A 13,955-nucleotide genomic window follows, 5' to 3' on the forward strand; every position below is an offset into this window, starting at 1 on the left:
ATCCGCAGGCTGACGATCTGGGGCAACCACTCCGCCACCCAGTACCCCGACATCTTCCACGCCGAGGTCGCGGGCAAGAACGCCGCCGAGACCGTGGGCGACGAGCAGTGGCTGGCCGACACCTTCATCCCGACCGTCGCCAAGCGCGGCGCGGCGATCATCGAGGCCCGTGGCGCGTCCTCCGCCGCCTCCGCCGCCAACGCCGCCATCGACCACGTCCACACCTGGGTCAACGGCACCGCCGCCGGCGACTGGACCTCCATGAGTGTTCTCTCCGACGGCTCCTACGGCATTCCGAAGGATCTCTTCTACTCCTTCCCGGTCGTCTGCAAGGACGGCGAGTACGAGATCGTCCAGGGCTTGGACATCAACGACTTCTCCCGCGCTCACATCGACGCCTCCGTGCGCGAGCTCTCCGCGGAGCGCGACACCGCCCGTGCTCTGGGTCTCGTCTGAGTTCCACCGTCCGCTTGCCCGGGCGACACGGCTTCTGCCGCGTCGCCCGGGCAGCGCCTTTGCGGCGCCGTCCGCGGGTGCCCGCCTCAGGAATGCGTATAGCTGCCGAGTCAGAGGGTGACGTCCATAGCGGCGTAGAAGGACTCGTCGCTCCGGTTCGTTCCCATGACCTTGGCCTCGGCGTTGACGAAGTCGGCCGGCGCGTTGGCCATGGCGCCGTCGGTCCCCAGGTAGCGCTCCCAGACCGCGTAGATCACGTAATCGCCGTGCGGCAGCCCCTCCGGCAGCCGGGCGTTCATGGAGTAGTCGCCCACCATCCCCTTCTCGGAGTTGCGGGCGTCACTCGTGTAATTGACGAGGAACGGGGTGTCCTCGAGGTCCGACCACTTCAGCGGTTTGGACACGTCCGTACCCGGCTTGGTGATGTAGTACGAGATGTGACCCTGGTGCGTGGCGGTGGCATGCCACCGGAACTCGATGTCGCCGTTCTTGGACGTCAGCGAGGCCAGGTTGGTGCGCTTCCAGTCCTTGCGCCGGGTGTCCATGCCCTCGAACCCCTTCACACCGGCGCTGGCCAGCTTGCCGTCCGGGATTTTGCTGTGGTGCATACCCGCGACGTCACCCCAGGCCATCTGCTGCCAGGTGCCGTACGCGTTGCGGTCGGTACTGGTGCCCACAGCCTGCTTGCAGGCGTCTTCGCCTTTATAGCTGTTCGTGTTCCAGATGCTTCCCGCGGTACTCACACAGCGCCAGTTGCGGGATATCGGGAACTCGTTCGACCCATGGGCCGAGGCAGTCGTACCCAGGCCGATCACCATGAGGGGTGCCAGGGCCAGGGCGACGGCCATCGCCGTCCGTCGCGTCTTCATCGTGGTGTCCTTCCAGGACGGTCTGTCGTGGGTTTCCGGCACTGACAGGTCAGGCCGCGGGGGTGGTGAAGATTTCTTCCTCGGAGAAGTCGGTCCACTTCCCGCTCTTCATCTGCGCACGGATCTTGACGGTATGGGTCTTGCCCCCGTCGCCACCGAGCACGATGTCGGCCAGGCCCTGACCGCCGGCGGCCGCGCCATCATGTTCGAAGGTGTAGCCCGGGACCGTCGGGTCGAAGAAGCCGACCGTGGTGGTGTACTTGCCGTCGATGTACACCTCATAGCGCCGGACCAGGTTGGTCTTGCTCGTACCTTTCGGGGTGTCCCAGACCAGCCCGAGGTGATGGACATTGGCCGGGCCGTCCTTGACGACCCATGTCATCGTCTTGACGTCGCGCGGCGCACTGGCGGGTACCGGCGGGTCCTGATCCTTGGTCGTCACCTGAACCAGGTTGCTCGCGGAGGAGAGGTTGCCCGCAGCGTCCACCGCCTTCACCGTGAACTCGTACGAGGTCTTGGCCTTCAGACTGCTGATGTTGGCCTCGGTGGTGGGCGCGTCGACCTCGGTCACCGGGGTGTCACCGAGGTCCTTGCGGTAGACCCGGTACCCCTTGACACCCACGTTGTCCGTGGATTTGCCCCAGGACAGATGAACCGTGGACGCGCCGGTGGCCTCACCTTTGAGGGACGTGGGGGCAGTGGGCGGCTCGGTGTCCTTCTTCGGGCTCTTGGACGTGACCTTGACCGCGTTGCTGGCGGCCGAGCGGTTGCCTGCGGCATCCACGGCTTTCACGGTGAGGTGATATGTGGTGCCGGGCTTGATGCCTGCATCACTTCCGTCGAGTACGGCCTCGCTGACGTTGCTCCCCGCGTAGATCTGCTTGCCGCTGTCGAAGACCTCGTACCCGACCACGCCCTCGTTGTCCGTGGAATCGTCCCAGTCCAGGGCGATGGATCCGTCGTCCTTGGCGTCGGCTTTGAGGTGCTCGGGAGTGGTCGGCGGCTGGGTGTCGCCACTGGGGGACGCGTCGTCGCAGTCGAACGGCTTGCCATTCAGTTTGCAGCCGGTGACCCGGATGGCGGAGCCGCCCTTCGGCTGGTCGACACCGAGGTCCACCGCGAGGTCTCCTCGTGCCGCCACCGTCCCCTTCCCCGAGTCCTGGACGGTGATGTGGTGGCCTTCCTGGCTCCCCTTGGCGATCCAGGAAGAGTTGACCGTGGCTTTGCTGTCGCCCGAGACATCGAACTCAAGTTTCCACTTCGACTCGGCGGAGCCACTGGTGTTCTTGAGCTTGAAGGTGGCGTTGCGGTGCCACTGGGTGGCGCCCTTGTCCTTCGTGTAGTTCGCGGAGAAGTCCTTGTTGCTGGCGGCGGCCGGAGATGCCTGGGTGGCGATGACGACCCCCGCCGCGGCGGCCAGGGCCGTGCAGGACAGGGCGATGCGCCTATGAGTGCGCGGACGCGTCACGTATTTCATCCTCGGAGATCGAGTTCTTGGAGGGGAGCAATGCAGGGCGAACCGTGCGACAGGCCCCGGATGAGGCTTGGGTCTCGATCCTTAGTGATCAATAAATGCTGGGCGCGCGCCAAAAGGTGATCATCGCCGCCTTCTTGACTACTCTCGCCCGCCCGCGACGGAAGGACGGGCGCTCTCGGGCGATTCACCACTTTCGGCGGCCCCCGTATCAACTTTCAGGGCCAATTAGCCACTTTCGTCTTCTTTAGCCTTTGAGACGTCATGAACGGAACTGCCTACCGCACCAGCACCGCCCTGGCCGCCGCGGCCTGCTGCTGGGCCCTGCTGTCAGGCTGTGGAAGCCAGGACACCGCGGCCGGCGACGCCCCCGTGGCACCGGCGCCGACGGCCCTCCCCAGCACTCCGGCCTCTCGCACCGGCTACCAGGGCACGGTCCTGCCCCGCCCATTCGACAAGCCGGACATGAAGCTGACCGACACCGGCGGAGAGGCCTACGACTTCGCCGCGCGCACCGCGGGCAAGGTGACGCTGCTCTACTTCGGCTACACCCACTGCCCGGACGTGTGCCCCACCACCCTGGCCGACATCGCCCTGGCCAAGCGGAAACTCCCCGAGGACCAGCAGCGCAACCTGAACGTGGTGTTCGTGTCCACCGACCCGGACCGGGACAAGCCCGACGAACTCCGGAAGTGGCTCGACTCCTTCGACAAGTCCTTCGTGGGGCTGCGCGGATCCATCAAGGACGTCATCCGCGCCGCCGGCACCGTCGGAGTCCCCATAGAGGCTCCCAAGGTCGACAAGAACGGTGATGTGGAGGTCGAGCACGGCGCGCGGGTCATCGCCTTCGGAGCCGACGGCAAGGCCCGTCTCAGCTACACCATCAGCGCCGGCCCGGAAACCTTCCAGCACGACCTCCCGCTCCTGATGAAAGGCACCCCCGCACGATGAACGCGCGCACCGTACGTACCGCCCGCATCGCCCCTGCCGTCGCCGTCCTCGCGGCCGCGGCTCTCACTCTCACCGGCTGCGGCGGGTCCAAGAACGACGCCGACGCCAAGAACGCGCCCCCCGTGTCCTCCGCGTCTCCCACAGCCCAGCTCCAGGTCTCCGGCGCCTACATCCCCGAGCCGACCATGGATATGGCGGGCGCCTTCATGGTGATCGAGAACAACGGCGACCTGGCCGACCGGCTGGAATCGGTGAAGACCGACATCGCCGGCAAGGCCCAGCTGCACGAGACCACCGGCGGCAAGATGCACGAGGTCTCCGGCCTCGACATCCCGGCCCACGGCAAGCTCGAGCTGAAGCACGGCGGGAACCACATCATGTTCACGGGCCTCAAGAAGAAGCTCAAGGCCGGTGATTCCGTCACTGTCACCCTGCACTTCAAGAACACACCGGACATGAAGTTCACCATCCCGGTCAAGGACAAGACCTACCTCCCGGGCCACAAGGGATGAACCTGCTGACCGGCCAGGACATCCCGTCCGTCCTGCTCGCGGCAGTGGTCTTCGGCGCCTACGCCCTGTTCACCGGGGCTATCGTCTGCGCGGTCACGCTGCGCACGACCCCACGGAAGCTGCGGATCCTGGCCGGAGCCTGTGCCGGTCTGCTCCTGGCCGGTGAAGCCACGACCGATCTCGTACCGGCGCTCCAGCCATCCTCCGTCCAGGACAACCCGCTCCTCGTATGGACACAGCTCCCGCTGCTGGCCGGGGTCGCCTGCGCACTGCCGTACGCGTTCAGGTACCTCGCCCGGGGCGGCCACTCCCGTGTCCTCGCTTCGCTCTGCGCACTGGCCTCGCTCGTCGTGGCTGTCGGCTGGCTGACCGCTCACCCCATGGCCACGGGCCCCTTCGGTACCGCCGTACGCTACGCCTTCACACTCCAGCTCCTGTCCTGCGCCACTGTCCTGGGTACGGTCACGGTGCTGATCTGGCTGCGCGAGCGCCCCGCGGCGCTACGGAATCCGCTCGTCGGCTGCACCGGGCTGTTCGTGCTCGCGAGCTGCGTCGCCAACCTGCCCTTCCCGGGCGGCACCTGGACATTCATTTCCACCGACTACAGCCTCTTCGCCATACTCGGCTGCGCGGTCGCCTTCCTCGCCACCGCCGCCGGTGTGCTGTGGCTGTCCGCGCACGAGCGTGAGACACGGCGCGCCCTGGGCGCGGCCGTCCTCGGTGGAGCCGTTGTCGCCGCACTGGGCGTCGGCACTTCTGTAGGGGCGCGGACGACACCCGCGGTCTTCGCGGACAGCCCCGTGGAGCGCGTCCTCGAGTACAACCCGGCGCTCGGCGGGCTGTGCTCGCTCCACGGCCGCGGCAGGCTCGCCGTCACCCTGGAGAAGGCCCGGACCGGGGGGACCGGTGTGCGGGCCATCGCCACGGGAGGCGACCTCACCACCGTCACCGATCTCCAGGGTGTGCGGGTGTCCTTCACCCCGCCCGATGGGGGTGCCCCACTCGCCGTCGATCTGGTCCGGCGCGACGGTGGCGCCTGGTCCGCCGACGAGGTCGATCTGCCCGTACCCGGCATGTGGCAGGTGAACGCGGGTGTGGGCATGTCCGACGTCTACGTCCCGACCGGCACCGCGCTGCTGCCCGTGCTGTAGTCCTTCGTCCGCAAGCCGTTCCCGACGACGACAGCACGTGTCACAGCCGCCGCGCCTCAAGGGGATCCCGCGTGCAGCCGGCTTCGGCCACCGCTCACCTCGCCCGCTGGGCTACTCGCCACTGGCGGCTTGATCGCGGCGCCTTCCGATCGCCGCCGCGCCCGCGGGGGAGGGCCGACCGAGCGCCGGCTCTGGGCTGCCGTCGGGCTCACCACGATGCTCGGTCCGCTACTGGCAACGGTTCCTGCACTTTCCTCGCGGTCTACGCGACGCTCACCGCCGCCGCTCCTCCCCAGCCTCGCTACAAGTACCGGCATCTGAAGGAATACGAGTGTCGGCAACTGGGACCGGTGTGTCTTTCCGGGGGTCGCTCCTGTCTGCCTTCCTCTGGGGGCTGCTCCTCGCCAACGCCGGGCACGGACTGGCGTTGGCGAAGACCGGGAGTGCCAGGGGACGTTACTCGACCTGATCAACCCGTACGTGGTGGTCGGCGGTCTGCTTTCCCTCTGCCTCTTCCACGGCACGGCCTTCGTCGCGCTGCGTACCGAGGGCGAGTTGAGAGAACGGCCCAAGGAGCATGCCGGACGGTCCGGGATCGCCACGATCACCCACGGCCGGGATTTTCTGACCGCGCTGCAGCTACACATCGGCGACGGCTGGGCACTCGTGTTCAGTGCGATGGCGATGTTGTCTTTCGCCGCCACCGTCGTGTTCACGGAGCAGGGCAATGGCGGACCGGTATTTCACGTGCTCCGGCGGCGGTGTCGTGCTCACCGTGACGACACAACTCTATTGGCCAGTACCCCTATGTCCTGTCGTCCACGACTGCCCCTCGGCAGGGAATGAACATGGCGAACGTCTCCGTGTCTCCATACACCCTGCACTTCATGACAGTGATCGCCGGCTGCACGTTCCCTTTCGCCCTCGCGTATCAGGCATGGGCCTACCGGGTGTTCCGTCGTTGGGTATATGCCGACCGAATCCCGGCGACGCGCTGAACGACCCACCCCAGATGGATTATGAAAGCATTCGAGGTATTCAACACCTCGACAGCATGCGCGGGCATTCCCCATCCGACCGACAAACAGCGTGTTCGGTCACACCAAAGTTGACATTTTCACCGCTACCGCCGAGCCTCCGTCAGCCCCGCCTCATAGGCAAGGATGGCGGCCTGAGTTCGGTTTTCCAGCCCGAGCTTCGAGAGCATGCGCGAGACATAAGTCTTGACGCTTGCCTGCGACAAATGCAGGCGACGGGCGACCTCGGCGTTCGTCAAGCCCGAACGGATCAGCTCCAGCACCCGGCGTTCGCTCTCCGTCAGCTGCGCCAGTCGACGGTCCAAGCCCGCGCGACCGACCCAGTCGGGCGTGGTGGACCGACGGACGAGACTGTCCAGCACTTCGGGCGACACAACCCTGCCACCAGCGAGAACGGTCCGCAGCGCGGCCACGAGTTGCTGCTGGCACAACCCCTTCAGCAAGAACCCGGACGCTCCGGCCTCCAGCGCGTCCAGCACGCGGTCGTCCACTTCGAAACTGGTCAGCACCAGCACCTTCGGTGGATGGGTGAACCGCATCAGGCGCTCGGTCGCCGCGATCCCGTCGACATGTGGCATGCGTATGTCCATGAGCACCACATCAGGGCTGTGCGTACGGGCCTTTGCGATGGCTTCCGCGCCATCCGCCGCTTCTCCGATCACTTCGAACTCCGGCGCGGACCGAAGCAGCAGACACAGACTCGACCTGATCAGCGCCTGATCATCGACCACCAGCACCGAAGTGACCACTCGACACCCCTCGCTCTTCCCGTTCTCGTCTTGTCAAACATGATCATTCTTACCTCTGCGCCGCAGCGCGGCAAGGAGCGGAAGAGGGCTTGATCACCTATGTAATTCGTGGGCTAGAGTATGGACCTCCCACCGACGGTGGGCCCTCCGCGACTGTCGCCCTTTAGTCAACTCTTCGATCAACTAAAGGCGGAAATCGGCCGTTCGGGTCACAGCAGCACTCGGCGCACTGGATTCCAGAATGCCGAAAACGACTCCCTCGGCCCGCCGCGCCACGACGACCCTGCGCACCTCGCATCTCTATGACGCACATAAGGGCGGACCTGACTCCACGTCAGTCATGTGAAAGGATTCACCAGGCATCAAAACGGTGCCCTCGCTCACCCGCGTGACCACAGACGGACGAACACCGAAGACGGACAAGAGAATGGGTTGGCCCTGCTTGAAGGTGATTTGGCGGCAGCCTGTACGAAAGAAGACTTCGCGGACGTCGGCTCGGCTCCCTCACCGCCACCGGCGGCAGTCCGCGGAACGGCGGGCCCGCAGGACGATTCCGCCAACCAGCCGAGCCGCTACGCAAGTTCGCCCCATTCGCATCAAGAAACGACGATACGGACGTACCGCGATGGCCAAGAGCGCGTCCGACAGTTACCACCACCGACATCGCATCGGACGTTAGCGCCCCCGTCACGCCCCACTGCAGGCGCGACGTCGCCTGCGGCGCCCCGGCTGTCATCGAACCCGGACACCCATGAGCCCGCGAACGCACGGAGCGCTCACGGCCTCCGCCCAGAGCCTCACCCTTACGCCACTGCCAGCACACCTCTTCTCTGATCCGTCTCCAACTCGGCAAGGAAATCTGGCCAGTTGATAGAACAGAAGACCCATCCAAGGGCCGGTCGCTCCATCACGGCCGAAGAGCCAGGCCGCCGGACCCGCCACTTCCCACCCCGCAGCGGAGATCCACGACCCTCTCGCACACCTCCTTCCACCCACCGGGCAGGCCACCCCGAATACCGCCGGGACACCGGCCCCCAGGCCTGCCCCACCTCGTTCACCAACAGCTGCAAGCCGACGTTTGGTTCAGAAGAACGCCCGTATATGAACGCACCTCAGTTCCTCCGTCCGGACAGCCCAGCCCAAGAAAGCCCACACCCCGACCCCACCACGGCCCAACCGCATCGGTCCTGGTTTCAACCGAAATCCGCCGTTTCAGGGAAGCCGCTGCTCGCCCTGCTCAGGCACCGGGCACGGGTCCTCGCATCGGGCTTCCGAAACCGGCAGACGCTCTGCGACATCGGCATCGCTCTCCTCGTCGCGATCGCGTCGTGCCTGGAACTGCCTGGCCTCGGCACCACCGGCCTGGTGCACGGATACCCCGCCGACGCGGCCATCGCCGTCGCCACCGCGGCGACACTCGTACTGCGCCGACGCCGTCCCGAGATCTGCCTGCTCGCCGGGCTGGCCTCCAGCTTCGCCTACGACGAGCGCTTCCTCCTGTTCGCCGGCGCCTACGCGGTCGCGCATTACGGCCGAAAGATGCGTTTCGGGCTGGTGGCCGCCGTCATCGTGATCTATGTGCTCGCCCGCTCCGCCCTCGGCATGGCCGACGCCACCGTCGAAGAGCTGTACTGCGGCGTCGTCACCGAGGTCGCTTTCCCCGCGGTGTTCGGCAGCCTCGTCCGGCACCAGAGATCGCTTCGCGACCTGTTCCGGCAACGGCTGGAGAAGGCCGAGAGCACCGTCGACGCCGCCATCCGATTCGCGCTGCTGGAGGAACGCACCCGCCTCGCCTTCGACATCCACGATCACATCGGCCACCACGCGACTTTCCTGGTCCTCCAAGCAGGAGCGCTGCAACAGACGAAGGGGCTCAGCGAAGAGGCCCGTCAAGGCACGGTGGCAGTGCAGGAGTCCGCACAGCAGGTCATGAGTGACCTGCGCCAGTTGCTCAAAGTGGTGAGGGACACCGGCACTGACCAGTCGGAACTGATCAGCCCCACTCGATGCGCGGACTTCCTGGCGGGGCTGGTCGGCAACATGTCGGCGGTGGGCATGGCGGCCGAGTACGAGCTGCACGGCACCGTACAGCCGCTCCCCCAGGACATCGAACTGCTGCTGTACCGACTGTGCCGCGAGACGTTCACCAACGCGGCCAAGCACGCGCCAGGCGCACGGGTCCGGGCCGATCTCTCGTTCGAGGATGACCGAGTCATCCTGGCCGTGCGCAACGGCCCCTCCATGGGAGCCGCTCTGGGCAGCTCCAGCCGGATGGGACTGGCCGGGCTCCGCCTGCGGGTGGCCGAGGTCGGTGGCCATCTGACCGCCGGCCCCACACGGGACGGCGGCTTCCATGTGAAGGCCGAGCTTCCGTGCGCTCCGCCCAGCGCTTCCCCGTCCTCACCACAGCCGAGTTCCTCAAGCTCCAGCCGGGTACCCGACCTGTCCGTCCGAGAAAAACAGATTGGAGGATCCCCGTGCCCATTCGTGTAGTGATCGTTGACGATCAAGCCATCATTCGCATGGGGCTGACCATGCTGGTCAACTCGTCGGAGGATTTCGAAGTCGTCGCCGAGGCCGGCGACGGTGCCGAGGCGCTGACGCAGGTGACGGCACACCGGCCCGACGTCGTCCTGATGGATCTGAACATGCCTCGCATCAATGGTGTGGAGGCCACACAACGACTCCTGCGCCTGGCCGATCCGCCGATGGTCCTGGTGCTGAGCGTGATCGAGGGGGACTCCCAGGTCCAGGAGGCCCTGCACGCCGGAGCATCCGGCTTCCTGCTCAAGGATCTGCGTCCCGAGGAACTGTTCACCGCGCTGCACGCGGTCGTGGCGGGCTGCCGGGTGATCGCGCCCCAGGTCCTCACGGGCTTGGTGCGCAAGGCAGCGGATCACACCCCGATTCGCGTCCACGGAGCGGGCGAGAAGCTGTCCTTGCTGAGCAACGGCGAGCATCGCGTGCTGTCCATGGTGGGGGCCGGCATGACAAATGCCCAGATCGCGCGCGCCCTGTATCTGTCAGGGGCGAGTGTGAAGACCTACGTCTCCCGAATCCTCGCCAAGCTCGGTCTCGACAACCGCACACAGGCCGCCATCATCGCCTACGAGATGGGCATCGCCACTCCCGCATCGGCCTGGTCGGATCTCGTGGAAGCGGGCGAAGCGTCCACCACGTCCGCACCGCGGCCCTCCGTGAAGCGGACGCCCGACTCTTTCATGGACTTTTCAAGAGGATGAAAACATAACGCGTTCGTCCGGGGCAGACCATGCCGATGGCCTCCCACCCGTTCGGGTCGACGGCATTCGGACATCACCGTCAGAGATCTTGACTGTCAACCCGGCCCGGGAATTATGGCTTCGCGGTCAGGTGCCGGTCTTCCTGAGACCGGCACCTGACCGCGACCATGATCTCGCTGGGCGGGTTTCGCCTCCTTCGGGTTCCAGGCAACTACGTATGACAGATGAGCCATGTGCTCGGGGATTTGTCCAGTCAACAACGTCGCAATCAGTTAGGGTTTAGGCCATGGCTGATCAACCATGCCTCCGGGTCGACCGGTTGACCCTTGATCCGCACCTCGAAGTGAAGATGTGGCCCAGTGACATTTCCTGTGGAGCCGGAATAGGCGATCTCCTGACCCGCCTTGACCGATCCGGACTTCACTTTGGTAGCGCTCAGATGGCAGTACCACGTCTGGGTGCCGTCGGAAGCAGTGACGATGGCCATGTTCCCGTAAGAACGGTTGAAACGGGTGCTGACGGTCCCATCGGTCACGGCCATGATCGGTGTTCCCTGGGGAACGGGGAAGTCTATGCCGGTGTGCCTGTTCGCCCAGCGTGTGCCGCCCTGTCCGAACCGGGCGCTGAGCCCATGCCGCTTCACCGGAAGTACACATCCGCTTTGGGACTTTGAGCCGCTGTCGCCCTGGCCGGAGCCGGCCTGCACACCACCAGATCCAGTGCCCTTGTCCCCTGCTTCAGAAGGCTTGTCGGACGGCGGCTTCCCGGTCGGTTGACCGGACGCACCGGGCGCGGACGCCTCAGGAGGGCGTCGGGAGTCGTTCTTGCCTCCAGAGGCCATGAACACGGCGGCGACGCACGCGACTCCTACGACAGCGGAGGACACCACGATCACGGACAGTTTTTTCCCGTGCAGTCCACGTCCAGCCCAAGAACGTTTTCTCTTGCGCCTGCGAACCCGTGGCCCGCCCGTGGCATCATCGTCCCTCACCCGCTCCAAAGATGCGGTGTCACCAGGGGCATCACGCGCTCGCTCCGATGTGCCATTCCCACTCTCAGCCAAAGATTCCGGGGAAGTCTCAGTGGTATCCGTCCATACCCGATCGTCCCAGCTCTGTGCGTGTTGGGCCTGCACGCCCTGCGGATCGACCGAGTGCCAAGTCGGATGTACTTCCTGCCCTGCTACATCGCCTTCTCCCCTTAACTCCGGGTAGTAGTACTCCCCGTTGTGCATCCAATCCGCATCGGGCTCCGCACCGTAGTACCCAAGATTCTCTGGAGCGCTCTGCTGCTCATACGGAATATGCTGCCAGCCGAGAGGAATGGTGCCGGGGAGGGCCGCCGGGCCTGCCGATAGATGATGGTCTTTCACCATCACCTCCAATTCGCCGTAACAGCAGGGGAACTGGCGGCAACCTTATCCGGCAGTTGTGCCCGACACTCTGCCCCAAAGGTTGACTATCGTCTGTCGAGATCGATACGCCGATCGACTTCGCTCTTCCCGTCAACCGTTGACCGAACCTTGGCGCCCGAAGACAGCCGACAAAAATGGGTTCACGTACGCGGGCCCCGCATAAGGAAGAACACGACACACTCCAGGATTTCAGCGCTACTGCACACCAGTAGTCACTGCCCGGTTTCCCACGCGCCCCGCGCCGCTCGTGGCGACGCCGGAGAGTCAGTACAGCGCTACAGCCCCTTGGCCCGCCCAGCCGCGTTGCCCGGATTGTCAGCTCCCAGCAAACCCAGCACACGCCACAGCGTCGCCGCGTCCCGTGCCGCGCCGAACGGCAGGGCGTTACCGCCGGCGATCCGGAAGGGTTCACCGGCCACAGTGGCGTTCACTCCACCCGCCTCGGCGACCAGGAGGAGGCCCGCGGCGTGGTCCCACGCGTTCTCCCATGTGAAGGCCACCGCGTCGAGAGCACCCCGTGCCACGTGGAGGTAATCCAGCCCGGACGAAACACAGAAACGTGAAGCGATGTCGTCAGTCGACAGTGAAGCGAGGACGCGCTGCTGCTCGCTGGTGGTGAAGTCGTGGTGCGTGACGGAGATTTCGAGCTGGTGGGGGTCAGGAGATCCGCAGTGCATCGGTTCACCGTTGAGCACCGCTCCCTCGCCCCGCCGGGCGATGGCCATCAGGTCCAGTGCGGGCGCGTACGTCCAGGAGGCAAGCAGCTCACCGCGATGGGCCAGACAGACGAGGGTCGTGAACTCAGGCGTCCCGCGAATGAACCCCTTGGTGCCGTCGATCGGATCGACGATCCATACCGGAGCGTCACCGCTCAGCGCATCGAGGATGCCTGGTTCGGCGTGCACCGCTTCCTCGCCGACCACCACGGAGCCGGGCACAAGGGCCATGAGGGCGCCCGTGAGGTATTCTTCCGCGCGCCGGTCAGCGACCGTCACCGGATCGTACGGTCCACGCTTCTCAGCGATCTCGTCCGCGGCGAGCCCTCGGAAACGGGGCATGATCTCGACAGCGGCTGCCTCACGCACTTCCTCTTCGACGCCGGCCAGGTCACCCGCAGAGAACTCGCACATGAGCGCATCGAATCACACCGCAGAGCGTCCCCCCTTTTTTCTCCATCCCGTCGGTGTCATCCACTGCGGAAGAATCGACGATGGCATGGAAAGGCCTCACGCTCCAGGGGGAACGATCGCGGAGCGGATCCACCCTCAAATGGACAGCCCTACGGCCGGAGAGCCGGGGAATCCCTCCGGCCGTAGCCCGGAGTTCTGCCCGTGGTGGTGGCCTCGGCGGCACATGTCCGGCAAAGCCACTGCCTGCGGCCCGAGCGGCCCTGTCTCCTGCGGACCAGTCTCGTGACCCGCGAACGCATTGCCCGGACCGCGGCACGTCATCGCCGCGGCAGAACAGCGACACCACACGCATGGGTGCAGTCCGGCCAATCAGCAAGGCCGGCGGTAACCGGTTGGAACATCCCGTCAACTCGCCGGACTGCGCTCCCGATCCTACGGCTCCACATCCCTGGATTTGTCGCCCATCGGTATACCCACGGATAACCCTTGGTCGACGCGCTACGACCGTGAAAGGCCATGACGTCTGATTCCACCGGCTTTCCTTGTGGTTACGGCTCCCCATGCGGAAGGCCATAACCGGTCGGCCCTAGGCTGGCCTCGTCCTGGTGGCGAATTCTTGGAGCAAGCTGATGGATCATGGTGAGCACGGCATGATGGGCACGATGATGGATTTGCCGCCGTTCACGCTGGGACGGGGTCTGCAGTACAGCAGCGAACCCTTCTTCATGATCGGCTCCCTGCTGGGGCTGGGCCTGTACGGCTGGGCCGTGGTGCGGCTGCGACGGCGGGGCGACTCCTGGCCGGTCGGCCGGACCGTGGCGTGGGTGCTCGGTGTGCTGTCGGTGGCGCTGGTGATGTGCACCAAGTTGAACGACTACGGCATGGTCATGTTCAGCGTGCACATGGTGCAGCACATGGTGATCAGCATGCTCTCGCCGATCCTGCTGCTGCTCGGCGCGCCGGTGACGCT

General features: G+C 65.6%; 12 protein-coding genes and 2 pseudogenes. 9 read left to right on the forward strand and 5 right to left on the reverse strand.

Going from position 1 to position 13,955, the window contains the following annotated elements; translation table 11 throughout:
* Positions 1-456: pseudogene (locus ACWD4A_RS33190) on the forward strand (malate dehydrogenase); the annotation flags it as partial.
* A gap of 110 nt (positions 457-566) precedes the next feature.
* Here ACWD4A_RS33190 and ACWD4A_RS33195 read toward each other — a convergent pair.
* Together ACWD4A_RS33195 and ACWD4A_RS33200 are read right to left on the reverse strand one after the other, a co-directional pair.
* Positions 567-1,325 (reverse strand): lytic polysaccharide monooxygenase, encoded by a 759-nt coding sequence (locus ACWD4A_RS33195; protein WP_451199817.1) that lies wholly within the window; start codon positions 1,323-1,325, stop codon positions 567-569.
* Between the two features lie 49 nt (positions 1,326-1,374).
* Complete coding sequence (locus tag ACWD4A_RS33200; RefSeq protein WP_451199818.1) at positions 1,375-2,793, reverse strand: fibronectin type III domain-containing protein; 1,419 nt, start codon at positions 2,791-2,793, stop codon at positions 1,375-1,377.
* 270 nt (positions 2,794-3,063) lie between these two features.
* On the opposite strand from ACWD4A_RS33200, the gene ACWD4A_RS33205 reads away from it, so the two are divergent.
* The 5 genes from ACWD4A_RS33205 (at position 3,064) to ACWD4A_RS33225 (ending at position 6,411) form a co-directional block, all read left to right on the forward strand.
* On the forward strand, positions 3,064-3,750 hold the full coding sequence (locus ACWD4A_RS33205; protein WP_451199820.1) for an SCO family protein: 687 nt from the start codon (positions 3,064-3,066) through the stop codon (positions 3,748-3,750).
* Positions 3,747-4,262, forward strand: coding sequence for a copper chaperone PCu(A)C (locus ACWD4A_RS33210; protein ID WP_451199822.1), 516 nt, complete (start codon positions 3,747-3,749; stop codon positions 4,260-4,262). Before ACWD4A_RS33205 ends, ACWD4A_RS33210 begins: the two co-directional genes overlap by 4 nt.
* The gene (locus ACWD4A_RS33215) at positions 4,259-5,413 is read left to right on the forward strand and encodes a hypothetical protein (RefSeq protein ID WP_451199824.1); all 1,155 of its coding nucleotides are present in this window, start codon (positions 4,259-4,261) and stop codon (positions 5,411-5,413) included. Before ACWD4A_RS33210 ends, ACWD4A_RS33215 begins: the two co-directional genes overlap by 4 nt.
* A gap of 480 nt (positions 5,414-5,893) precedes the next feature.
* On the forward strand, positions 5,894-6,259 hold the full coding sequence (locus ACWD4A_RS33220; RefSeq protein ID WP_451199826.1) for a hypothetical protein: 366 nt from the start codon (positions 5,894-5,896) through the stop codon (positions 6,257-6,259).
* A 2-nt stretch (positions 6,260-6,261) separates the two neighbouring features.
* Positions 6,262-6,411: a hypothetical protein gene (locus ACWD4A_RS33225; RefSeq protein WP_451199829.1), complete on the forward strand. Its 150-nt coding sequence runs from the start codon at positions 6,262-6,264 to the stop codon at positions 6,409-6,411.
* Positions 6,412-6,536: 125 nt separating this feature from the next.
* Here the strand turns inward: ACWD4A_RS33225 and ACWD4A_RS33230 are convergent, their stop codons facing one another.
* On the reverse strand, positions 6,537-7,199 hold the full coding sequence (locus ACWD4A_RS33230; RefSeq protein ID WP_451199831.1) for a response regulator: 663 nt from the start codon (positions 7,197-7,199) through the stop codon (positions 6,537-6,539).
* 1,365 nt (positions 7,200-8,564) lie between these two features.
* On the opposite strand from ACWD4A_RS33230, the gene ACWD4A_RS33235 reads away from it, so the two are divergent.
* Both ACWD4A_RS33235 and ACWD4A_RS33240 read left to right on the forward strand, forming a co-directional pair.
* Positions 8,565-9,692, forward strand: coding sequence for a sensor histidine kinase (locus tag ACWD4A_RS33235; protein ID WP_451199834.1), 1,128 nt, complete (start codon positions 8,565-8,567; stop codon positions 9,690-9,692).
* Positions 9,692-10,441, forward strand: a complete 750-nt coding sequence (locus ACWD4A_RS33240; RefSeq protein ID WP_451199835.1) for a response regulator — start codon at positions 9,692-9,694, stop codon at positions 10,439-10,441. The genes ACWD4A_RS33235 and ACWD4A_RS33240 overlap by 1 nt, the downstream gene beginning before the upstream one ends.
* 268 nt (positions 10,442-10,709) lie before the next feature.
* Here ACWD4A_RS33240 and ACWD4A_RS33245 read toward each other — a convergent pair.
* A pseudogene (locus ACWD4A_RS33245) lies at positions 10,710-11,093 on the reverse strand (M23 family metallopeptidase); the annotation flags it as partial.
* 1,037 nt (positions 11,094-12,130) lie between these two features.
* Entirely contained in the window at positions 12,131-12,985 is an 855-nt protein-coding gene (locus tag ACWD4A_RS33250; protein ID WP_451199836.1) for an inositol monophosphatase family protein, read from the reverse strand.
* A gap of 629 nt (positions 12,986-13,614) precedes the next feature.
* Between ACWD4A_RS33250 and ACWD4A_RS33255 the strand changes: the two genes are divergently transcribed.
* Positions 13,615-13,955, forward strand: a 341-nt coding sequence (locus ACWD4A_RS33255) for a cytochrome c oxidase assembly protein (RefSeq protein ID WP_451199838.1), incomplete at its 3' end; no start/stop codon positions are given.

This window comes from Streptomyces sp. NPDC002537 (genome assembly GCF_053594975.1).